Source organism: Gallibacterium genomosp. 1, assembly GCF_001678575.1.
Taxonomy (GTDB): Bacteria; Pseudomonadota; Gammaproteobacteria; order Enterobacterales; family Pasteurellaceae; genus Gallibacterium.
In genome coordinates this window covers 1-22,858 of sequence record NZ_JTJP01000047.1, presented here as the reverse complement: position 1 = coordinate 22,858, position 22,858 = coordinate 1, and the positions used below count along the sequence as shown (strand labels likewise).

The 22,858-nt window shown below is 37.8% G+C and carries 14 protein-coding genes and 1 pseudogene; 10 read left to right on the top strand and 5 right to left on the bottom strand.

Annotated features, from left to right (window positions below; all coding sequences use genetic code 11):
• Window positions 1-15: 15 nt before the first annotated feature.
• From recB to gloB, 3 genes are read left to right on the top strand one after another with little or no spacing between them, the layout of a single operon-like run.
• Window positions 16-3,615 carry an exodeoxyribonuclease V subunit beta gene (gene recB / locus QV04_RS08875; RefSeq protein WP_065231457.1) on the top strand — a complete coding sequence of 1,200 codons (3,600 nt, stop codon included), beginning with the start codon at window positions 16-18 and terminating at the stop codon, window positions 3,613-3,615.
• A complete protein-coding gene (gene recD, locus QV04_RS08870) occupies window positions 3,615-5,540 on the top strand; it encodes an exodeoxyribonuclease V subunit alpha (protein ID WP_065231456.1) in 1,926 nt (641 codons plus the stop codon). Before recB ends, recD begins: the two co-directional genes overlap by 1 nt.
• Before the next feature lie 4 nt (window positions 5,541-5,544).
• Entirely contained in the window at window positions 5,545-6,243 is a 699-nt protein-coding gene (gene gloB, locus QV04_RS08865; protein ID WP_065231455.1) for a hydroxyacylglutathione hydrolase, read from the top strand.
• 38 nt (window positions 6,244-6,281) lie between these two features.
• Here the strand turns inward: gloB and QV04_RS08860 are convergent, their stop codons facing one another.
• Entirely contained in the window at window positions 6,282-7,373 is a 1,092-nt protein-coding gene (locus QV04_RS08860) for an ElyC/SanA/YdcF family protein (protein WP_039091368.1), read from the bottom strand.
• A gap of 252 nt (window positions 7,374-7,625) precedes the next feature.
• Window positions 7,626-8,588, bottom strand: coding sequence for a 50S ribosomal protein L3 N(5)-glutamine methyltransferase (prmB, locus tag QV04_RS08855; RefSeq protein WP_065231474.1), 963 nt, complete (start codon window positions 8,586-8,588; stop codon window positions 7,626-7,628).
• Between the two features lie 102 nt (window positions 8,589-8,690).
• On the opposite strand from prmB, the gene smrB reads away from it, so the two are divergent.
• Complete coding sequence (gene smrB, locus QV04_RS08850) at window positions 8,691-9,215, top strand: endonuclease SmrB (protein ID WP_065231454.1); 525 nt, start codon at window positions 8,691-8,693, stop codon at window positions 9,213-9,215.
• A 343-nt stretch (window positions 9,216-9,558) separates the two neighbouring features.
• On the opposite strand, the gene QV04_RS08845 is transcribed toward smrB, so the two are convergent.
• Entirely contained in the window at window positions 9,559-10,695 is a 1,137-nt protein-coding gene (locus QV04_RS08845) for an RNA-guided endonuclease InsQ/TnpB family protein (protein WP_065233397.1), read from the bottom strand.
• 45 nt (window positions 10,696-10,740) lie between these two features.
• Between QV04_RS08845 and tnpA the strand changes: the two genes are divergently transcribed.
• Window positions 10,741-11,157, top strand: a complete 417-nt coding sequence (gene tnpA / locus QV04_RS08840; protein ID WP_043885294.1) for an IS200/IS605 family transposase — start codon at window positions 10,741-10,743, stop codon at window positions 11,155-11,157.
• Window positions 11,158-11,189: 32 nt separating this feature from the next.
• Here tnpA and QV04_RS08835 read toward each other — a convergent pair whose 3' ends face one another.
• The gene (locus QV04_RS08835; protein WP_231924867.1) at window positions 11,190-11,801 is read right to left on the bottom strand and encodes a hypothetical protein; all 612 of its coding nucleotides are present in this window, start codon (window positions 11,799-11,801) and stop codon (window positions 11,190-11,192) included.
• 463 nt (window positions 11,802-12,264) lie between these two features.
• Here QV04_RS08835 and malQ point away from each other — a divergent pair.
• The 5 genes and pseudogenes from malQ to glgA all read left to right on the top strand — a co-directional run.
• Window positions 12,265-14,349 (top strand): annotated as a pseudogene (gene malQ, locus QV04_RS11820) (4-alpha-glucanotransferase); the annotation flags it as partial.
• A 132-nt stretch (window positions 14,350-14,481) separates the two neighbouring features.
• The gene (gene glgB, locus QV04_RS11815) at window positions 14,482-16,854 is read left to right on the top strand and encodes a 1,4-alpha-glucan branching protein GlgB (RefSeq protein WP_231924182.1); all 2,373 of its coding nucleotides are present in this window, start codon (window positions 14,482-14,484) and stop codon (window positions 16,852-16,854) included.
• A gap of 29 nt (window positions 16,855-16,883) precedes the next feature.
• Window positions 16,884-18,917, top strand: coding sequence for a glycogen debranching protein GlgX (gene glgX, locus QV04_RS08825; protein WP_065233396.1), 2,034 nt, complete (start codon window positions 16,884-16,886; stop codon window positions 18,915-18,917).
• Window positions 18,918-18,932: 15 nt separating this feature from the next.
• Complete coding sequence (gene glgC, locus QV04_RS08820; protein WP_039093181.1) at window positions 18,933-20,273, top strand: glucose-1-phosphate adenylyltransferase; 1,341 nt, start codon at window positions 18,933-18,935, stop codon at window positions 20,271-20,273.
• Window positions 20,274-20,365: 92 nt separating this feature from the next.
• Window positions 20,366-21,796 (top strand): glycogen synthase GlgA, encoded by a 1,431-nt coding sequence (gene glgA / locus QV04_RS08815; RefSeq protein ID WP_039134923.1) that lies wholly within the window; start codon window positions 20,366-20,368, stop codon window positions 21,794-21,796.
• A 625-nt stretch (window positions 21,797-22,421) separates the two neighbouring features.
• On the opposite strand, the gene QV04_RS08810 is transcribed toward glgA, so the two are convergent.
• Window positions 22,422-22,835 carry an H-NS family nucleoid-associated regulatory protein gene (locus tag QV04_RS08810; RefSeq protein WP_039132848.1) on the bottom strand — a complete coding sequence of 138 codons (414 nt, stop codon included), beginning with the start codon at window positions 22,833-22,835 and terminating at the stop codon, window positions 22,422-22,424.
• Between the last annotated feature and the right edge of the window lie 23 nt (window positions 22,836-22,858).

Sequence of the window (22,858 nt, the reverse complement as noted above, 5' to 3'; positions counted from 1 at the left end):
GTAAATTTGAACAGAATGAATACGCCACTAAATGTGATTACATTACCTTTAGCACAGAATAATATTATTGAGGCTTCTGCCGGTACGGGCAAAACTTATACGATGGTTACGCTCTATTTGCGTTTATTGTTACAGGCGGGAGAGAATAATTTCCCTACGCCGCTGGATATTGAGCAGATTTTAGTGGTAACGTTCACTCGGGATGCGACACGGGAATTGCGTCAACGCATTCGTGAAAGAACCCAATTGTGGTTAAAATTATTGGAGAGTTATCAACAAAATCGTGATAAAAGTGAAATTAAGGATAATGAGCTACTAGCATTGTTACCTTATATCGAAGCACAATTACCACTTGCAATCCAACGTTTATCTTTTGCTTGTGAATATATTGATAAAGCAGCAATTTTTACGATTCACGGTTTTTGCCAACGTATTTTGCGTCAATATGCTTTTGATTCAGGTTTAGGTTTTAAATTTGAGTTGTTAGAACAGAATCAAGAGCAATTACGGCAAGTTAATTACCAGCTGTGGCGAGACAAATTTTATTCCATTTCGGCAGAACAGGCTCAAATTGTGCGTCAGGTTTTTGTTACTCCGGATAAATTGTTTCAACAGAATGAACGTCTGTTAACGGGGGAACTGCCTAAAATCAATCAAACGTTGCCGTTTACCGATATCAGTGCCGGATTGGATTATTACCAGCAGCAACTGCAACAGTTTCAACGGCTTGAACAACAATATTTAGCAGAGTTTATCGATTGGTTCAAACAGTATGAAGAAAACTTGAATCAGCAACGTTCAAAATCCAAAAAATTTACTGATTATTTCGATGCAGTACTTTCGGCAACAGCAACGATTGAGCAAAGAATTGCCTTAGCGGAAAAATTGTTGCCGATCTATTTTAAGAAAAATAAAGAAGTTGAACTGCCAGCTTTTGTGATTGAGTTTAAAAATTTTTTGCAGCAGTTTTCGCAAAATGATTTTTGTCAAAAAATGCACTACCTTTATGTGGCGGAATTACGACAACGCATTTTTGAATATCAAGATAACCATAATGAAAAGCAATTTGATGATCTGTTGCGGATGTTGCGCGATGTTCTTCAAAAACCGTCAGCCCACAAATTAATCGCTTTGATTCGCCAACAATATCCGTTTGCTATGATTGATGAGTTTCAGGATACTGATCCTGTACAGTTAGCCATTTTTTCAAAAATTTATCTACAAGCTGTAACAAATGAAACCACCACCGGATTTACCGTAATCGGCGATCCTAAACAGGCGATTTATCGCTTTCGTGGTGCGGATATTTTCACCTATTTATCGATAAAAGATAGCTGTGAACAGCACCAAGCGATAGAACATATTTATACGTTACAACGTAATTATCGCTCAAGTGCTAAATTGATTGAAAGCATTAACAATTTGTTTTTAAAAGCAAAAAATCCGTTTTATTTGGATGAAATTGAATTTATTCCTGTTGAAGCGGCACAACAAACGAGTGCTTTTTATGTTCAGGGGCAGGTGCAAAAAGCGTGGCAACTATTGCAATTAACACAGGATGAAAACAACGGTCTCACAATGGAGATAATGGCACAGGCTTTTGCTTCCCATTTGCAACAGTTATTGACGATTTCACAACAAGGAAACGCCTATTTTGGTGCTGATGGACAAGAGAAACAGGCAATTACTGCAAAGGATATTGCGATTTTGGTGCGTAATGGTAAAGAGAGCGACATTATCAGACGCGCTTTGACACAAAAAGGTATTGCTTCGGTTTATTTATCGGAGCGTTCCAATGTGTTTACCAGTATGGCGGCAAAAGATCTTTATCGTATTTTACGTGCTTGTTTAACGCCGTTTAACGAAGGGGCGGTGTTGGCAGCTGTAGGCTGTACCTTATGGGGGCTGACAGCAGATCAAATTTATCAGTTGAAACAAAATGAAACAGAGTGGGCAGCGTTGATTGAACGTTTACTGCATTATCAAACGGTGTGGCAAGCACAAGGTGTGTTACCAATGCTGTATCAACTTTTCCAATCGGAACAAATTCCGCTACGATTGCAACAATTTGATTTCAGTGAGCGTTATTTGGTTGACTTATTGCACTTAAGCGAATTATTACAACAAGCGATGAACCAACAACAGAATGAAGAGGCATTGCTTAATTGGTTTGAATTACAATTGAGCGGAAATAGTGATAGCGAAGAAAATCGCTTGCGTTTGGAACGGGAGCAAAATGTTGTTAGCATCATTACTATTCATAAATCGAAAGGCTTGGAATATCCACTCGTTTGTTTGCCATTTATTTTAAATCCGGCTTCAAACCGCAAAGAGGCGTTTGGTTTTTATCACGATGAGCAGAAACAATTAATTTGGGATCTACACAATCAGCAACCGGAAAAAGCGGAAAGAGAAGTTAAAGCGGAAGAGATGCGTTTGCTTTATGTGGCGTTGACACGGGCGAAATATCAATTAATTGTGGGCGTACCAGCAACCTTTAATGCAATCAATAATAAATTTAGCAAATGGGATAGCAAAAAGTTAACTGCGTTGGATTATCTGTTGTTGGGCGGACAACAGAACGTTGAGCAAAAAGAGGTGAGTTATGCCACATTATTGACACAAGCATTGGCAGATAATTATGAAATGCAAGAGATAACAGAAACGGATGAGATCAACAGCCCAATGCAGTCGTCAGCACCAAGAGAGTTATCGGCACGGCAATTTCATCAAAACATTGAAAAAAATTGGCGAGTAACCAGTTTTTCTGCTTTGCAGGCGAAATTGCAAGCATTGTATGGTGAACATTTAAGCGATAATGCGCAAGATTATACCGATAATGCAATTGAAGTAGATGATGAAGAAACAGTGCCTTCAGCAAAGCCGCTTTCCATTTATCCTCAACATTTTACCCCGTTTGATCTCCCGAAAGGAGCAGGTGTTGGTTCAGTGCTGCACACCTTTTTAGAAAAATTGGATTTTATTCAGCCGCTAAAAACGCAATCATTGCAAATCTTATGCCAGTATCTTGGTTTGGATGAACAGTGGCTTGAGCCATTACACCTTTGGTTTAGCAATATTTTGCAACAGCCATTGCCGGAAATGGGCTGTTTGGCAAATGTTGCTTCGACAGATAAATTAATGGAAATGCAGTTCTATCTCAAATTGGGTAATTTATTTAATCAACAACAGTTCAACCAAATATTAAGACAATACCATCCTTTGTATGATCAACAACATCCGGTGCAGATTGAAGAGATTCAAGGTGTTATTCGAGGGGTTGTTGATCTGGTTGTTAGACAGAATGGAAAATATTATCTAATTGATTATAAAAGTAATTTTTTAGGAGATGGTATCGAATATTATCAGCCGGATAAATTGGCAAAAGCGATCTCATCGCAACGTTACGATTTGCAATATTTGATTTACAGTTTGGCATTACATCGTTATCTGAAATGGCGTGATCCGAATTATCGCTATGAAACACATTTCGGTGGCGTGTTTTATCTGTTTTTACGTGGAATGGCGGTGCAGAATAATGCGCAAACAGGGGTTTATTTTACGAAGCCGTCTGTTGAATTGATTGAAAAATTGGATCAATTGTGGGGTGAATGATGTTGGCATTATTACAACAATTACGTGATCAAAAATTGATTGAAAATATTGATTACTATTTTGCCGACTACATCGCACGGCAAGGGCGGTTGCAAACAAAAGAGATTAATGATTTGGCTGCATTATTTGCTGCATTATTAAGTTTTGCTAATCAACAAGGGCATAGTTGTCTGTTTTTGACAAAAAGTGTATTAGAAAATCCGTTCGAGTTGAAATATCAGCCAGAACAGCAGGCATTATTGCAACAAATTGAGAATGTGCTTGCGCCTTATGATGTGAAAGCATTGTTAGCAAATTTAGTACAACATCCGGCTTTTTCGGTGAATGATCAGCAAAATACACCGATTGTATGCAAAAAAATTGGTGAAATTGATGCACTCTATTTTCATCGAATTTGGCAAGATGAACACTATGTCGCAGCACGTTTAAGCGATAGTCGATTAATTCACTATCAACAGAATGAATTGATGGATTTGAAACGAATTTTGAAAATATTATTTCCTCATTCTCAGCAATCGCCAGACTGGCAGAAAATTGCGGTAGCGACGGCATTTTCATCAACAATCAGTTTTATTTCTGGTGGCCCAGGTACAGGAAAAACGACAACGGTTGCCAAATTGTTGCTTGGTTTGCAATGGTTGCAGAAAATACGCAACCAGTCTTGGCTAAATATTCGATTAGCCGCACCGACCGGAAAAGCAGCAACACGATTAACGGAATCATTACATCAGGCGATTCAAAACATTCATTTACCGCTTGATTTATCACAAACGTTGCCACAAGAAGCTGCGACCATTCACCGTTTATTGGGGATGCGTCCCAACAGCCAACCACGTTATCATCAGCAACAGCCGCTCAATATTGATGTGTTAGTGATTGATGAAGCCTCAATGATTAATTTAGCATTGATGGCAACACTGTTGCGTGGCATAAAACCGAGTACGAAATTGATCTTTTTAGGTGATAAAGATCAATTGGCTTCGGTGGAAAGCGGTGCAATTATGGCGGAATTGGGGCAATTTTTATCATTTGATTACAGCCAGCGACAAGCGACTTTTTTAGCAACAGTTTGTGAACAGCAGCTTGCATTTAGTAATGAACTGAACTTTATTCGTGACACGCTTTGTCATTTGCAACATAGCTATCGTTTTAATCAAAATACCGGAATTGGGCAGTTGGCAAAGGCGGTTAATCAACGTCAAGCTGAAGAAAGCTGGCAACTTTTTGCTGAATATAACGATATTCGTGTGCTGCCGTTATTTCGACAAGGTGAAGCAAGCAATCAACAGGTGGTGGATTTTGCAGTTCAACTTTATTCCGATTATTTTCAATTTGTACAAAGTGAAAATAATTGGCAGCCGGCAGAGATTGCAAAGGCGTTTATGTTATTTAAACAAGCACGTTTGTTAAGTGCATTGCGTAACGGGCAATTCGGTGTGGAGCAGTTAAATCAACGCATTGCAGAACAGTTACGGCGTAAGAAATATATCCGTTTTCAACACACACACGAATGGTATCTCGGTAAGCCGGTGATTGTTTTGCAAAATGATAACAATAGTCGCTTGTTTAATGGCGATATAGGTTTAGTATTACCTGATAAAAACGGAGATTTAAAAGTTTGGTTTGAAGCAGAGCAAGGATTCCGTGAAGTGTTATCAAGCCGAGTGCCTAGTGTTGAGCCGGCTTATGTGATGACCGTACATAAATCGCAGGGTTCTGAATTTACGCGTACCGTGCTGGTATTGCCGGCAGAATATAATCCGCTGTTGAGTAAAGAACTTATCTATACCGCAATTACCCGAGCGAAACAGGAGTTTACGGTATTTAGTCGGGAAACGATTTGGAAAACGGCAGTGCGAACACAAACCCAGCGTTACAGCGGTTTGGCACAGCAAATTAAACAGATTTTTAAGGAAAAGGAGTAAGAGGATGCTATTAAAGGCAATTCCGGCATTGAGTGATAACTATATTTGGTGTTACAGCAGAGATAATCAGCACGCATTAATTGTTGATCCATCAGAAGCTGAGGTGGTTGAAGATTTTTTACAGCAACACCAACTTAAAATTGAAGCAATTTTAATTACTCATAATCATAGTGATCATACTGGTGGTGTAGCTGAATTGCGTAAATATTATCCGTTTGCCCCAATTTATGCGCCGGCAGAAGTCGACCATTTAGCCACACATATTGTCAGTGCCGGTATGCAACATACGCCTTATTATTCCATTCGTATTTTGGAAACCGGAGGACATACAGCAGGTCATTTAAGTTATCTGGTGGATAATCATCTCTTTTGTGGTGATACCTTATTTTCTTTGGGTTGTGGCAGGGTTTTTACAGGGGATTATCAGCAAATGTTTGATTCCTTACAGAAAATTAAACAGCTGCCGGATGATACGATAATTTGTGCCGCTCACGAATACACGTTGAGTAATTTACGTTTCGCACAAACGGTAGAAAATAGTGATGCTCTTCAGGATTATGCGCAACAGATAGAGAAATTACGCAGAGAGCAAAAACCGACACTACCGACAACATTAGCTGTAGAAAAAGCATTAAATCCTTTTTTACGCTGTAAGAATGTCGAAGAATTTATTGCATTACGTAAAGCGAAAGATAGGTTTTAGAGGTATGGCGGTATTAACATTCCGCCATTATTTTTGAATTAATCGTGAAGTACGCCGCTATTAAACATTGGTAATCCCAAAATGATTAAACTATCGCGGTAAATACCTAAAAGTTCCTTGTCTGAAACTTTTTGTAAATCAGCAATAGGCTTATCCAGTGCTGCAACAGTTTCAATAGTTATACCTTGCGGGCCCGATTCTTTAACAGCGAGTTCAAGCAAGGTTTGACCTCGTCTGACGTGGCTACCTGAACTAATTAAAACGGTATGTTTAATATTATGGTGTGCTAAAGCATAACGGGAGAATAAGGTATTTTCGACTGTAGAACGGGCATAATTTTCTGCAAAAATTCTTTTACCTTCAATACCTTGCTTAATTAACCAATCTTTCATTAAGTTACCTTCAGTTTGATTATTTTTTGGAACGCCACCGGTCACGATAATGAGAGATTCAGGGTTTTGTTTAGCAAGTTCTAATGTTTTTTGTAATCGCTGAATGAGAATATCATTCATACTTCCATCAGGATTTAGCGCATAACCTAAAGTTATAATGGCATCATTTTGCGTTAATTTTCGATCTAATTTATCTGTAATCGGTAATTTAGTTACTTTATCAATAGTTGCAAACATTTGTTTCAATAAAGAGGCTTTTTCTGGCGCAATTTGTTCTAAATGTTTTAAATATTTTTCACTATTTTGAGGATCATTTTGATAACGATACCAACTGGACAAATACATATTTGTTTTGACATCATCCGGCGCAATATTTAATGCTTCTTTATATAATTCAATAGCTTTATCTACATTCCCGTTATAGATATTCGCATTTGCAGCACCAAGAACAAAGTCTATTCTATATGGTTCTAATTTATGGGCTGTTAATAAAATATTGGAAATTTGTTCCATATTACTTGGTAGCTTAGCGGTAAAGCCTGAGTTTGAAACTCTTGCAGGAGATTTTTGTATTTCAAGTGCTTGTTCCAATAAATTATCAACTGTTTGGCGTTGTGAGATAAGGTTTTGGTATTGTATTTGTGGCTGTAAAACTTCAACTGTTGGTGCTGATGAATAAACATTACAGGCTATAAATACAGAAAGAGTAGTTACAGTGAGTTTAAATATTTTCTTCATATTCAAGTTCCTTCTAAATATTAGCTTGATAAAGTTTTTATTATAATAAAATCATAAAGAAAAGATGTGATGATAATCACGAAATGTAAAGCTAAAAGTAAAAAGAGAATTATATTCAGATTGATATAATGAATACTGCAACTAGCATCAGATAGGTGATTCATTGCGTTATTTGAATCGGTATCAGTTAACTATTTCTCTTGAATTATTAACCAAAAAAGTGGGGCAAATGCCCCACTGAAATTGAAGGAATTAAAGATACTGTTTGAATTGATCTTGAATGCTGAGTAACTGTTGTTTAGTTAACATAAATACGCCGTCACCACCGTGTTTGAATTTAATCCACTCAAATGGTACGGTTGGAAATTGCTCAATTAAATGCACCATACTATTGCCTACTTCGCAAACTAATACACCGTTATCATTTAAATATTCCGGCGCGGCAGCAATAATTCTTTTCGCTAAAATTAAACCATCATTGCCAGCTTCAAGTGCTAATACCGGTTCGTGTGAAAATTCTTCGGGCATATTTGCAAGGTCTTCAGCATCAACATAAGGCGGATTGCTGACAATCAGATCATACCCCTCTTTTGGCAAATTATTGAATAAATCAGATTGCAATGGGAACACTTGATGTTCAAGGTGGTGGTTGGCGATGTTGATTTCGGCAACATTCAATGCATCTAATGAAATATCGACAGCGTCAATTTCAGCATTTGGAAATTTGTTTGCACAGGCAATAGCAATACAACCACTACCAGTACACATATCCAAAATGCGTTTAGGTTCGCTACGCAATACACCAGTGAAACCGTCTTGAATTAATTCGCCTATTGGCGAACGTGGAATAATTACCCGTTCATCAACGTAAAACTGCAAACCGCAGAACCAAGCTCTACGTGTAAGATAAGCTACCGGTTTTCTCGTTTCAATTCTATCCGTGATAAGCGATAGTAATTTCTGTTTTTCTATATCGGTCAAACGTGATTGATATAGTTCAGTGGGTATATCTAATGGTAGATGAAGGGTAGAAAGTACAAGTTGCACAGCTTCATCCCACGCATTATCAAAACCGTGACCGTAAAAAATATCGGAAGCATTAAAATAGCTATACGTCCAACGCAAAAAGTCTTGAATAGTATGCAAGCTGGATAAAGGCGAATGAAGTTGAATTTCTTCAATAATATCTTGATTAAAAAGAGGTTGTTCAGTCATAAAAATCATTGTATTGCTTGAAAAAAGATATTGCAGTTATACCACATTTTCGCATTAAAGTGTATGTGTTAGAATAACTGACAACTATCAAGGAGACAGTTAATGGATAATGAAGATAAAGCTTTGTTTCGTGAGTTTGTCAAAGGAATAAAGCCCTTTAAACAGGATAAAATAACCTTTACCGCTAAACGTAAGCAAGTTATAAAACAAAAACAACAGATTAAAGAAATCCGTGAAAAAGAAGATGCGCTATTTTATTTTTCTGATGAATATGAACCATTGCTTGATACGCAAACAATGCGCTATTTACGAGAAGATGAAGATAGTTATGTTTTAAAACGCTTACGTCGGGGTGATTTTATTCCGGATCTTTTTCTAGATTTACACGGATTAACCAAAGAACAAGCGAAACAAGAGCTGGCTTCATTAATATTAGCTTGTGAAAGAGAACATTTACCCTGCGCTTGTATTATGACAGGGTATGGCAATCATACTTTAAAAAATCAAATACCTCGCTGGTTGGTACAGCATCCAAAAGTCATCGCATTGCATTATGCTACTAAAGAATGGGGCGGAGATGCTGCTATTTTTGTACTGATTGATGTGGGTGTAGATCTAATAATGTAAATAGCCAATTTTCATTGGCTATTTATTACAAAGGGTGACACCTGTTTTTTCAGTATCAATCATATTTAATGAACAAAGTCGGTTAGGGCTTAGTTGGCAAGGAAAGACAAAAAATTGCTTATTATCTCTTTCAAGAGATTTTGATAATATTAAAATATTATTATTGGTAGATAGAACATAATAAGGTTGCCCTTCAATTGACATCCTCCCCGCCCTAAAGGACGGGGATTCCTACCAGCTCCCACGCTTTTTGCGTGGGCTACTCTCGGTGGGTTCTTGTTGCTGACCTCTCAATGAAGTTCACTTCACAAGCTCTACGGGCATGTCCTGCCCTGACATTTTATTACGCGTGGACGATAGCTCGCCCACGCCCCAATACATTTAACGCTCCAACCACATCGGCATTTTCTGTATAGCCACATTCTACACACTCAAAATTAGCCTGTGTTTGGCGATTTTCTTTTGCTACATGACCACAACAAGGGCAAGTTCGACTGGTATTGTGCGCTGGCACTGCCACTAAAAATCCACCTTGCCATTGCGTTTTGTAGTCCAACTGACGGCGAAACTCAAACCAAGATTGATCTAATATCGCTTGGTTCAACCCTGATTTTGCAGCAACATTTTTGCCTGGTGCTTCCAACGTGCCTTTGGCTGATTTTGACATATTTGACACCTGCAAATCTTCAATATAGATCATGGCGTGGTTTTTGCTGATTTTGCTTGAAGTCTGATGCAAGAAGTCTTTGCGACAATTGGCAATTTTATGGTGCAGTTTGGCAATTTTCGCCTTTAATTTCTGCCAGTTTTGACTAAATTTAACCTTATTTTTGAGTTGGTGTTGGAGTTTTGCCAATTTGCCTTTGTAGGTTTTAAAGGCGTTTAATGGCTCAAAAAATTCCCCATTTGACAGCGTGGCAAAACGAGCAATACCCATATCAATACCGATTTCACCGCCTTTATGTGTTGGGATTTTGTACTCAAATTCAGTTTGAATACTGACAAAATAGTGACCGCACTTTTGGCTGACGGTAACATTTTTGATTTCACCAACGATATCTCGGCTGTTGCGATAGCGAACCCAGCCAATCTTTGGCAGATACAAGCGGTTATTTTGTTGCTCTAATTTGCAACCTTGCGGAAAGCGAAAACGCTCTTTTAAACCTTTTTTCTTAAATTTTGGGAAGTCTGCTCGCTGTTGAAAGAAATTTTTAAACGCACTTTCTAGGTCTTTTAAAGACTGTTGAAGCACTTGAGAATGGCATTCTTTTAGCCAAACTAATTCTTTTTTCCATTGTGGAAGCAAGTTGGCGATTTTGGTGTAACTGAACTTAAAGCTGTTATCTTGCTCGTATTGTTCATTTTGCCAAGCCAACGCCCGATTGAACACAAAACGAGAGCAACCACAGAACTGTTTAATTCTGCGGATTTGGTTGCCGTTTGGCATTATCTCGAACTTAAAGGCTTTGCGTAGTTGCATTGACAAGGTTTAGAATGTAAGTTTTCAACATTTTACACTTGGTCTATGCAAAAAGAAACAGAAATTAGACATGGTAGGCATTGTGTTTTTAAGATGCATGTTCACTTAGTCTTTGTAACAAAATATCGCCGTGATGTTTTTACGAAAGCCATTTTAGACGAACTCAAATTGATTTTTGAAAGCGTCTGCAATGATTTTAAAGCAAAATTAGTTGAATTTGACGGTGAAGACGATCATGTTCATTTACTTGTGGAATATCCACCGAAAGTGGCTGTATCTACACTTGTAAATAGTTTAAAAGGTGTATCAAGCCGAATGATTAGGAAGAAAAACTACCCGAACATCCGCAAAAAACTTTGGGGCAATCAGCTTTGGTCTCCGTCTTATTTTGCGGGGAGTTGCGGTGGTGCACCGATTTCCATTATTCGCCAATACATTGAGCAACAACAAACACCTGATTAGTTAGGTTTGAAACGGCTTACGCCGTTTGTGCCTTATATCTCCGCCCTGAAGGACGGAGTTTTACGGCACGAGTCTGATAAAATAGTTGCATATTCTGAAATTAAAATTGGGCTGACGTATCCAACCAAAAAGGCAGAAAGAATAAAATAAATATAGACAGCTGACATTACAAGCATAGCATTTATTTTTTGCCTATTGATTATCTGTATAAGGTCTTGCAGTCGAAAAGTAGAAACAGTTTTATTAAAAACGATAGAAGTTGGGATAGACAATAATAGATAAATAATAATTGGGGTGTAGTCTATCTCTTTCATAAAGAGAAACAACACAACTGCAATTGGAGATAATACGGTTGTTAGAACAATAAATAACCTTATTGATCGTACAATATCCTGTGGACAATATTTTTTAACTAAATGCAAAACATACATACCACAAGAGTAGAAAATAGTGATGATAATTGAAAAAAAGACAACATAGCCCAAACTTCGAGCAATATTTGAAGTGCCAACTTCTACCAACTCCCAAGAATAACCATAATAATATGCTCTAGCCCAACCACAGACATAAGCAATAGACCAACCTAAACAAATTAAATATGCCATTAAAATGGAAGAATTAATAAGATGATTTAAACTTTTCAAGAATAATCCTTTTTTCTCAAATAGTAAAAGACAGTTATTTTAACTAAAAAGAGGTATCAATCTGGTCAGACTTGTTGGAAGAAATAGTTTAAAAAGATGATTAAATACGATGACGATACTCGGATAATATGTGTAATAACATAATAACTGATTCAAGCATTTTACAATTTGTATGTTTTTAGCTACAGTTCTCTTCAATTGATGAAGCTTATCAGTTTTACAATAATACATAATTTGAGAGAAATGATGGGGTGGTGTTTCCATATCATTTTCATTTTTTAGTGACTTTTTTTAATTCTTTTCATAAAAATTAAGCAAAAAATCAAAAATATTGTGGGCGAGATCATAACTTTGACATATTGCAGTAGGTTTTATACTAAAAAGAGAGTATAAAATACTTATTCGTTTATCATACTGACTACAGAGCAAACGATTGCTTAACAGGATTGATGTTTGTAGCGGTATGATGAAATATGTCGTGGAGATACTGTTGTATTTTGTGGAGAATCTCGTGGAATTATCGACTTCTGGTTCCTCTAATGGACTCATTTCAAGAAGATCTCAACTGGAACAGCAAGCTCGTGCTGTTGGTGTTTCGCCTTTCTATTATACGTTGGAAGGACAGAAAATTGATGTTGATGATGCTGTCTTAACGCAATTAATTTCGTGGTTGAAACCTGAGCAAAATAGTGTAGGACAGTTTAAAAATGTCTTTGTGTTAAATGCAGAAACAGTAGAATATTTGGACTGGCAAAAGCTTAATTTTGCAGATGATGAAATACTATACCAGCTTTTAAATGAAAATAATGAAAAAATTGAAAATAGTTGGGACTTTCAGAGCAGAGAATATATTAAGTTTATGCCGTTATCGATGGGTTATTACTATTTGATAACGAATTATGCTCGTTACTGTTTATTGGTCGCACCAGCGAAAATTTATCAGCCAACCTTATTAAGTAATGGTAATAAAGTCAGTGGCTTAAATGTTCAGCTTTATAGTTTACGTTCACCGCGAAATTGGGGAATTGGTGATTTAGCCGATTTAGAGGCAATTGCGGTAGAGTATGCAAAGGATGGTATTGATTTTATTGGGATTAACCCGTTGCATGCACTGTTTCCGGCACATCCTGAATGGGCGAGTCCTTATAGCCCGTCATCTCGCCGATGGTTAAATCCGATTTATTTAGCAGTAGATCTTTTGCCTGAAGCAACTTCAAGCACGTTTATTACGTGGTTTAATGATGATTCTGTTCAACAACAATTAGCTCAATTACAGGATTGTGCGTGGGTGGATTATTCCGGTGTTTGGCAGTTGAAATTGGCAGCTTTGCGTGTTGCCTATCAAGCATTTAAACGTGAAGGGCAGTTTGCGGCACGTCGTCAAGCATTTTCGCAGTTTGTTGCGCAACAGGGCGAACCGCTATATTTGCACGGTCTTTTTGAAACGTTGGATCGCGCGTTTTCTCAACAGCAAAAAGAGGAAGATGATGATCAACTTTTAGGTTGGTTTGCTTGGGATAAAGCTTATCAAAATCCGAACAGTGAAACAGTGAAGCAGTTCGCCGCAGAGCATAAAACACAGATTGAATTTTATATGTGGCTACAGTGGCTAATGCACGATCAGCTTTCAGCCGTGCGGAAATCAGTAGCGCAATCCGGAGTCAAATTGGGGCTTTATGGTGATCTGGCTGTTGGTGTAGCTCGTGGCGGTTCGGACACTTGGTGTGATCGTCAGCTATTTTGTTTACAGGCCTCTGTTGGTGCACCACCGGATGAACTTGGTCCAGCAGGACAGAACTGGCAATTGCCCCCGTTACAACCGCAACAATTACGTGCGTTGGGCTATCAACCGTTGATTAAATTATGGCGAACCAATATGTTAAATTATGGTATTTTGCGTATTGATCATGTAATGGCGCTGTATCGTTTATGGTGGATTACTTCGGGCAATAATGCAGCAAATGGTGCTTATGTTCATTATCCAATTGATGAAATGATGGCAGTGTTGGCAATTGAAAGCCATCGTTGTCATTGTTTGATTGTTGGCGAAGATTTGGGAATTGTGCCACCAGAAGTACGTCAATGGTTGGATCGTTATGGTGTTTATTCTTATGCAGTGATGTATTTTAATCGTAGTTATGATGGCTATTTGTTGCCGGAGCAATATAAGAAAAATGCGTTAGCGGTGGTCAGTACTCACGATTTAGCACCATTGAGCGGTTTTTGGCAAGCAACCGACATTGAAACGATGTATCAGCTCGGCGTGTTGCAACAGGATAAATATGAAAAAGCACTGCAACAACGATCTGATGATAAATTACGCTTTATCCAAACATTAAAACAGGCAAAATTATTGCCAACATTCCCACGGGACTTTTCTTTGACGAATGAACTGAACTTGGCGATACATCAGTTAGGTGCAGTAAGTGAAAGTCAATTATTTGCCTTGCAGCCAGAAAATTTATTAGGAGTTACTTCATCATTCAATATTCCGGGAGTAGCAAAAGCGTATCCGAATTGGCGTTATCGTTTGCCGAATTCATTACTTGATCCGAAAATTATTCAAGAATTGCATCGTGATTTACGTCAAATTATTGCTACAAGACAAACCTTGCCGACAGAGGTGGCGGCGGAATGTTATCAAGATAGTCTCAAATTTATTTTATTAGGAAAAAATAGTATGGTTACCCTTGATTATAACCAAATCGAACAGTTATTTAATGCGGTACACGCTGATCCGTTCTCTTTCTTAGGCCCACATATGACAGATCAGGGGCTAATGATTCGAGCCTTATTGCCGAATGCAAAACAGGTAGAAATTTATAATCGTGATAGAAATCATTGTTTAGCCACAATGAAAGCTGTCGATGAACGTGGATTTTTTGTAGCATTATTGCCACATTCTGAGGTCAATCTGCATTATGTATTTAAAATTCAATATGAAAACAGTGCAGAAGCGATCTACCAGGAAGATCCTTATCGATTTCCATCCTGTTTGTTTGAGTTGGATAACTGGCTATTAAGAGAAGGGACACACCATCGTCCGTATGAAGCGATGGGGGCGCATTTAACTGAAAATAGTTATGTCTCTGGGGTCAACTTTAGTGTTTGGGCGCCAAATGCTCGTCGTGTTTCTGTTGTTGGTGATTTTAATCAATGGGATGGTCGTCGTCACGTTATGCGCTTTCATCAGGAAAGTGGCATCTGGGAAATCTTTATTCCTAATATTAATGAAGGCCGTCTATATAAATTTGAAATTTTGGATGCAAATGGTAATTTGCGTTTGAAATCGGATCCTTATGCCTTTGCTGCACAATTGCGTCCGGAGACAGCTTCGGTTGTTACAAAATTGCCACCAAAACAACCATATAATGAAACAAGAGTAAAAGCAAATGCGATTGATGCACCGATCAGTATTTATGAAGTGCATTTGGGATCTTGGCGACGCAATTTAGAAAATAATTACTGGCTAAGCTATGAGCAAATCGCAGATGAATTGATTCCTTATGTAAAAGAAATGGGTTTCACTCATATTGAATTATTGCCATTATCAGAATTTCCATTTGATGGTTCGTGGGGTTACCAACCGTTAGGATTATATGCTCCAACCAGTCGTTTTGGTGATGCAACAGGATTATGCCATTTCCTTGAAAAAGCACACGAAGCAGGAATTTATGTGTTGTTAGATTGGGTTGTTGGTCATTTCCCAACAGATGATTACGGTTTGCGTAAATTTGATGGCACAGCATTATATGAACACGCTGATCCACGAGAAGGTTATCACCAAGATTGGAATACATTGATTTACAACTTTGGACGTAATGAAGTGCGTAACTATCTAAGTGGTAATGCATTGTATTGGATAGAACGTTACGGTTTTGACGGTTTGCGGGTTGATGCGGTTGCCTCAATGATTTATCGAGATTACAGCCGTGCAAATGGCGAGTGGATCCCGAATCAATATGGTGGGCGTGAAAATTTGGAAGCGATCAATTTTTTACAGCGTACCAATGCGTTATTACAGGATGAACAGCGTGGGGTATTGGCGATTGCGGAAGAGAGTACCGCATTTCCAGGCGTTAGCCACGATACAAAAAGCGGCGGTTTAGGTTTCCAATTTAAGTGGAATATGGGCTGGATGAATGATACGTTGCGTTATATGAAATTAGATCCGATTTATCGTAAGTATCACCATAATTTATTAACATTCGGGATGATGTATCAATATAGCGAACATTTTGTGTTGCCATTATCGCATGATGAGGTGGTCCACGGCAAAGGCTCTTTGTTAAGCAAAATGCCGGGTGATTGCTGGAAACAATTCGCTAATTTACGTGTTTATTACGGTTATATGTGGGGCTTTCCGGGTAAAAAACTGCTCTTTATGGGGAATGAGTTTGCTCAAGGCAGAGAATGGAATTATCAAGAAAGTTTGGATTGGTTCTTGCTCAATGACGAATACGATGGTTGGCATAATGGTGTTCAAAAATGGGTGCGAGATTTAAATCATCTTTATCAACGTTATCCAGCATTGTGGCAGCAGGATCAGCATCCTAATGGTTTTGAATGGTTAGTTGTGGATGATGCGGAACAATCGGTTTTAGTATTTGCTCGTTATGCGAAAAACGGTGATACCGTAGTTGTCGTGTGTAATTTTACTCCTGAAGTTCGTCATAATTACCGTTTTGGTGTGCGTAAAGCAGGATTTTATCGTGAGGTGCTGAATTCCGATGATGCGTCCTATAAAGGTAGCGGTGTGAATAACGGTGAAGGCGTTTGGAGTGAAAAAATCGAAAGCCACGGTAAAGCTAACTCAATCAGCATTGATGTGCCGCCACTAGGTGCAAGTTATTTTGTATTGGAAAATGCAGAGGATGATGAAAATGATGATGCGAAACTGGCAGAAGCTACAACAGCACAGCAAGCGGTTACTGTAGCAACCAAGGGAAAAGAAATCCTTTCAGATACTAATAATAGTAAAGTAAGTAAAACGGCTTCCAAAAGAAAACCGGCTAAAAAAGCGAAATCAGTGAAACGAAAAACTAATAAATAATGATTATGTAGCATAGGGATTAAGTAGTTATGGCTCATCATCTTAAACGGTTGAAATCAGGTTCAATTAGAGAATTTGAGATAGAGAAAAAGCAGGTCTTTATTGGTTATGATTATCCGATTGGTTGTCATCGTGCTGAATTTGCTGGCAAAAAAGGCTTTAATTTTGTTTTAGTTGCACCTCACGCTACCAAAGCTTGGCTTTGCCTGTTTGATGAGCATAGCCACGAAACTCGTTATTCAATGTTCAGACAGCAAGATTGCTTTACTCTTTTTGTAGTTGATGTTGATGTAGGGCAGAAATATGGTTTTCGTTTAGAGGGCGATACGGGGCTTCCTTATTGTTACAATGTCACTAAATTGTTGATTGATCCCTATAGTCGAGCAGTAGAGGATTTGCCTTCATTGTTCACTTTTGATCAATTAAAGCTATTCCACTGGAATAATCAAGAAAACAATGCTTGGCTTGCACCGAAAAGTGTTATTACTGAAGATGATTTTGATTGGCAAGATGATCAAGCTCCACGAACACCTTGGTCTCAAACTATTATTTATGAATTACACGTTAAAGGATTTTCTAAATTAAATAATGCTATATCTGTAGCATCAAGAGGAACATTTTCGGGGTTAGCTGATGAATCTAGTTTAGCATATTTGCGAAACTTAGGGGTAACTGCAGTAGAATTATTGCCAATAATGTTGCATTTAGATGAACCTCATCTACAGCAAAAACATAAAAGAAACTATTGGGGCTATAATGTGTTAGCACATTTTGCCCCAGATCAAAGGTTATCATCAATAAAAGCTGTATCATTAGAATTGAAATCTGTAGTAAGAGCCTTGCACCGAATGGGGATTGAAGTGATTTTGGATGTAGTATTTAATCATACAGCGGAAAACGATATTTCCGGACCAACGCTTTGTCAGCGAGGCATTGATAATTACCTTTACTATTGGCATCACCAACAGCAATATGAAAATTGGACTGGTTGTGGAAATAGTTTAAATCTATCAGAACCTCGTGTATTACAGTGGGTAATGGATTGTCTGCGTTATTGGGTCAAAGAATTTCATATTGATGGTTTTCGCTTTGATTTGGCAGCCGTATTGGGTAGAACGCCACAATTCAATGCAAAAGCTGCTTTTTTTACTGCACTACAACAAGATCCTGTTTTAGCAAATTGTAAGCTGATCGCTGAACCTTGGGATATTGGTTCAGGTGGTTATCAATTAGGATCTTTCCCTGATTTTTTTGCTGAATGGAATGATCGTTTCCGTGGTGATATTCGCCGTTTCTGGTTAAGAGATAGTCAACAGCTTGGTGTATTAGCACAACGCTTTGCCGGTAGTGCGGACACTTTTCAACATCAATATCGTTCTCCTCATTGTTCAATAAATTTTGTTACCGCACATGATGGCTTTAATTTACAGGATTTGGTCAGTTATAACGAAAAGCATAATTGGGATAACGGCGAAGATAATCGTGATGGAGATAATCATAATTTTTCTTTTAATCACGGTGTAGAGGGAGAAACTGACGATATTGATATTAAACAACAACGTATATTCAGTAAAAAAGCATTGTTGGCAACAGAGTTATTGGCATTAGGAACGCCTATGTTATTGGCAGGAGATGAAATTGGTCATAGCCAGCAGGGCAATAATAATTGTTATTGTCAAGATAATGAATTGACGTGGTTAAATTGGCAAGAGACAGATACAGAATTGCAACAATATGTGGTAGATCTCATCGCTTTACGTAAAGAGATGGCGATAACCGGTATTTATGATGATTGGTGGAATACCGAAAATGCACAATGGTTTACCCCTAGGGGCGAACCGATGCAAACACAAGATTGGCAACAGGGACGAGCCTTAGCGTTGTTATTACAAGGAAAGTATCTATTACTTTTTAATGCTAATCGTGGTGAGCAAATTTTTCAGCTTCCAGCCGGAATTTGGCAGAAACGGTTTGGCGAGGGTCTCAGGATCGAACAATCTCAAGCGATTGTGGCACATCTGGGAGTTGTTATTTTAATGCAATCACTTATTGAAAAACGATAACCACAGGAGAATATTATGAGCGCAGCAACAGCCACTACAACGAAAAACGCTATCCCAACGCGTGAAAGCATTGCCAATGATACGTTAGTTCTTATTTTAGCTGGGGGACGAGGTTCTCGTTTGCACGAAATGACCGATCGTCGAGCGAAACCTGCTGTTTACTTTGGAGGGGCACATCGTATTATTGACTTTGCCTTATCTAATTGTCTTAATTCAGGTTTATTAAAAATTGGGGTAATTACGCAATACGAAGCACATTCGTTATTACGTCATTTACAACACGGTTGGTCATTTTTACCGCGAGAACGAGGACATTTTGTGGATATGTTGCCGGCTCGTCAGCAATTAAATGATTCTACTTGGTATCGAGGTACGGCGGATGCGGTATGGCAAAATGTTCCAATTATGAAAGATCATTATCGTCCTAAATATGTGCTTATTCTTGCCGGCGACCATATTTATAAGATGGATTATATGCGTATGATTGAAGATCATATTGAATTCGGTGGTAAGGCAACTGTAGGTTGTATTGAAGTGCCGAAAGAGGATGCAAAGGCATTTGGTGTGATGGCGGTAAATGAAAAATTAAAAGTGGAACAGTTTGTAGAAAAACCGTCAAATCCACCAACATTACCACATAAACCTGATTCATCTTTGGCATCAATGGGAATTTATGTTTTTGATGCTGATTATCTGTATGATATTTTGGCACGTGAAGCTAGTTACGAAAATACCTCTCACGATTTCGGTAAAGATATTATTCCGGCGATGGTGAAAGAAGGATTGCTTTATGCCCATCCGTTTGAACGTTCAAGCAAAGGTAGAAATACACAAGGTTTGATCTATTGGCGTGATGTAGGTACTTTGGAAAGTTACTGGTCGGCAAATATTGATTTAGTCAGTGAAAAACCTCAACTGGATATGTTTGACAGTAGCTGGCCGATTCGTACTGTACCTAAACAAACGCTACCAACAAAGTTCTTCTATAAACATCCACATAAACAAACTATTGATAATTCACTTATCGGGGGTAGTAGTGTAATTACTGATGCGGAAATCAGTAATTCGGTGCTGTTTGACCACGTTAGGGTAGACGAGGGATCAAAAATTGAATATGCAGTTATTTTGCCTCAAGTAAAAATTGGCAAAAACTGCGTATTACGTCGTTGTATTATTGATCGTAATTGCCACATTCCGGATGGTATGAAAATTGGTGTAGATCTTGAATTGGATCGTCAACGTTTTAGGATAAGTAGTAAAGGGGATATTGTATTGGTAACAGAGCCAATGCTGGAAAAACTTTTTGATCAAGAAGAATCAGCGATTGATGCAACAAAAACAGATAAAGAAGAGTAATCTGTTATTCCTGTCTTAATAAATATCCGCTTTTTATTGATAGCAGAATCTAAAAAGCGGATATTTTACTTAAAAAAATTAAGGTTAAATCAATGAAAGTACTTCATATTTGTTCTGAATTATACCCATTAATTAAAACTGGCGGTTTAGCTGATGTAATGGGTGCATTACCATTTGCACAACAAGCGGAAGGTATGAATGTTAGGGTCGTTTTACCAATGTATCCGGCGGTAGCAGAAAAACTTCCGCAACATCAACATTCATTACATTTATTCAGTTTTGCCGGACATATTGAAATTCGTTTTGCAGAATATAAAGGCATTGGCATTTATTTAATTAATGCACCACATCTATTTGATCGCGGTGGTAATCCATATCATAACGAATATTATCAGGATTATTCTGATAACTATTTACGCTTTGCAACGCTTGGTTGGGTAGGAGCTTCCTTAGCCGCTGGAGCAGATCAGTGGTGGGGCGAGGCGGATGTTATGCATATGCACGATTGGCAAGCTGGTTTGGCAGCAGCTTATGCTACTGCTTGGCAATTACCATTGAAGAAAATTTTTACCATCCATAATTTAGCTTATGCAGGTATGTTTAATGCCCGTCATATGGCGGAATTACAGCTGCCATATCACTTTTTCCACGTTGATGGTTTGGAGTTTTACGGACAAATTTCTTATCTTAAATCTGGTTTGTATTATGCCGATGAAATTACAGCAGTAAGTCCAACTTATGCTAAAGAGATTACCGATCCTAGTATGGCATACGGTTTTGATGGTTTATTGCAAACTCGAGCAGCCCAAAATCGCTTACACGGTATCTTAAATGGTGTTGACGATCAAGTTTGGAATCCAGCAACAGATAACTACATTGCTAAAACCTATAAACACGGCAAAATGCAAGGTAAGAAAAAAGACAAACAGGTATTGCAGGCAGAATTCGGTTTAACAGAAACAGAAACTGTACCCTTGTTAGTAATGGTTACTCGTTTAGTGGAACAAAAAGGTGCAGATTTGGTGATTAATGCTGCAGAAGCATTAATAAATCGTGGTGTGCAATTGGCTGTGTTAGGAACAGGTGCACCACATTTTGAAGAAACTTTACGTCAATTAGCAGCGAAATACCCACAACAAATTGGTGTAAAGATTGCGTATAACGAAGCCCTTTCTCACCAAATGGTGGCTGGTGGTGATGTTATTTTAGTACCGAGCCGTTTTGAACCTTGCGGGTTAACACAATTATACGGCTTAAAATATGGTACTTTGCCACTAGTGCGTGCGACCGGTGGATTAGCTGATACGGTAGTAGACACCACACCGGAAACACAAAAACAAAAAATCGCAACTGGTTTTGTGTTCCAATTTGCAGATGTGGAGGGTTTTCTTTATGCTATTGATCAAATGTTGTCTATTTGGCAAAAACCACGACAATGGAGTTTAATACGTTCTACTGCGATGAGCCAAGATTTCAGTTGGCAAAAAGCAGCAAAAAGTTATTTTGAATTGTATAATAAATAATTGATCGAAACTAAAAAAGCATTTCCAATGAGTGATCTGCACCCTAAAGTTAGTCTTATTATCCAACACATAGGGTGCAGATTTTTATGACTGAATATAGCCGAATTTGTAAGTAGCAAGTCGTTGATTGCTATTTTCAACACTACGAAAGCCTTTTTATTCACCTATCTTACGTTTGCCGTTTCTAGATTAACATTGATTGTTCAATTCAACATTCCAAAACAGAGAAGTAACATCTGACTAAATCTGTTTATATTTCGATATTGAAGGATTACAACTACAACCTAAAAGACGGACTGCAATGAAAAAATACAGATTCAGTCCTTAAAATTGTAGTTTAACTTTTCGGAATAAATCAGTAGAATGCTTTTTATATCGAAAAATTAACAACTCTAAATTCAATAATAAAGAGCAAACCTGATTATCAAAAAGTGTATTTTTGGAAGGAATTATTCATTTTGGGATATACTGTAAATTAATGTAGCATTAACTTTTATATTAAAAGTGACAGGGTAGAAGAGCTTATTATGATGGATAATTTTGAATAATCTACATATTTCAACCCAAAAAGAAAAAAGAAAGGTCTATTATTCAAAAAATAGACCTTAAAAATGGATAATAAATATTACTTAATTTCAAAGCTTTCTAAAGTTGCACCTTTGTCAATCTGAATTTGCATTGCTTTTGGAGTTCTACCTTGACCAGTCCAAGTTTTTCTAGAACCATCCAAATCTGTATATTGATATTTTGCAGGACGAGGAGCCCGTTTTTTATGTTGAGATGGATTGAATTTTTGTAAGCTCATCACTTCTAACAATTCTTCCGGAGAAATACCTTCTGATTTTAATAATTCTTTATATTTTTCAATTTTTTCTTGATGAGCAGCAATACTCTGTTTTTTAGATTCTTCTTCTGCTTTTCTTTCTTCAACAACTTGTTCAAATTTACTGAAAATTGTCATTAATTGTTCAAAAGATAATTCACGAGCTACAAGGCGCAATGAGCGAATATTATTTAATGTTTTTAATAACTCTTCCATTAATAATTCTCCTATGGATATGT

Excerpts from the sequence above, each read along its gene's own strand:
- recB (WP_065231457.1), top strand. The coding sequence starts at position 16 with ATGAATACGCCACTAAATGTGATTACATTACCTTTAGCACAGAATAAT.
- recD (WP_065231456.1), top strand. The coding sequence starts at position 3,615 with ATGTTGGCATTATTACAACAATTACGTGATCAAAAATTGATTGAAAAT.
- gloB (WP_065231455.1), top strand. The coding sequence starts at position 5,545 with ATGCTATTAAAGGCAATTCCGGCATTGAGTGATAACTATATTTGGTGT.
- QV04_RS08860 (WP_039091368.1), bottom strand. The coding sequence starts at position 7,373 with ATGAAGAAAATATTTAAACTCACTGTAACTACTCTTTCTGTATTTATA.
- prmB (WP_065231474.1), bottom strand. The coding sequence starts at position 8,588 with ATGACTGAACAACCTCTTTTTAATCAAGATATTATTGAAGAAATTCAA.
- smrB (WP_065231454.1), top strand. The coding sequence starts at position 8,691 with ATGGATAATGAAGATAAAGCTTTGTTTCGTGAGTTTGTCAAAGGAATA.
- QV04_RS08845 (WP_065233397.1), bottom strand. The coding sequence starts at position 10,695 with ATGCAACTACGCAAAGCCTTTAAGTTCGAGATAATGCCAAACGGCAAC.
- tnpA (WP_043885294.1), top strand. The coding sequence starts at position 10,741 with ATGCAAAAAGAAACAGAAATTAGACATGGTAGGCATTGTGTTTTTAAG.
- glgB (WP_231924182.1), top strand. The coding sequence starts at position 14,482 with ATGGTTACCCTTGATTATAACCAAATCGAACAGTTATTTAATGCGGTA.
- glgX (WP_065233396.1), top strand. The coding sequence starts at position 16,884 with ATGGCTCATCATCTTAAACGGTTGAAATCAGGTTCAATTAGAGAATTT.
- glgC (WP_039093181.1), top strand. The coding sequence starts at position 18,933 with ATGAGCGCAGCAACAGCCACTACAACGAAAAACGCTATCCCAACGCGT.
- glgA (WP_039134923.1), top strand. The coding sequence starts at position 20,366 with ATGAAAGTACTTCATATTTGTTCTGAATTATACCCATTAATTAAAACT.
- QV04_RS08810 (WP_039132848.1), bottom strand. The coding sequence starts at position 22,835 with ATGGAAGAGTTATTAAAAACATTAAATAATATTCGCTCATTGCGCCTT.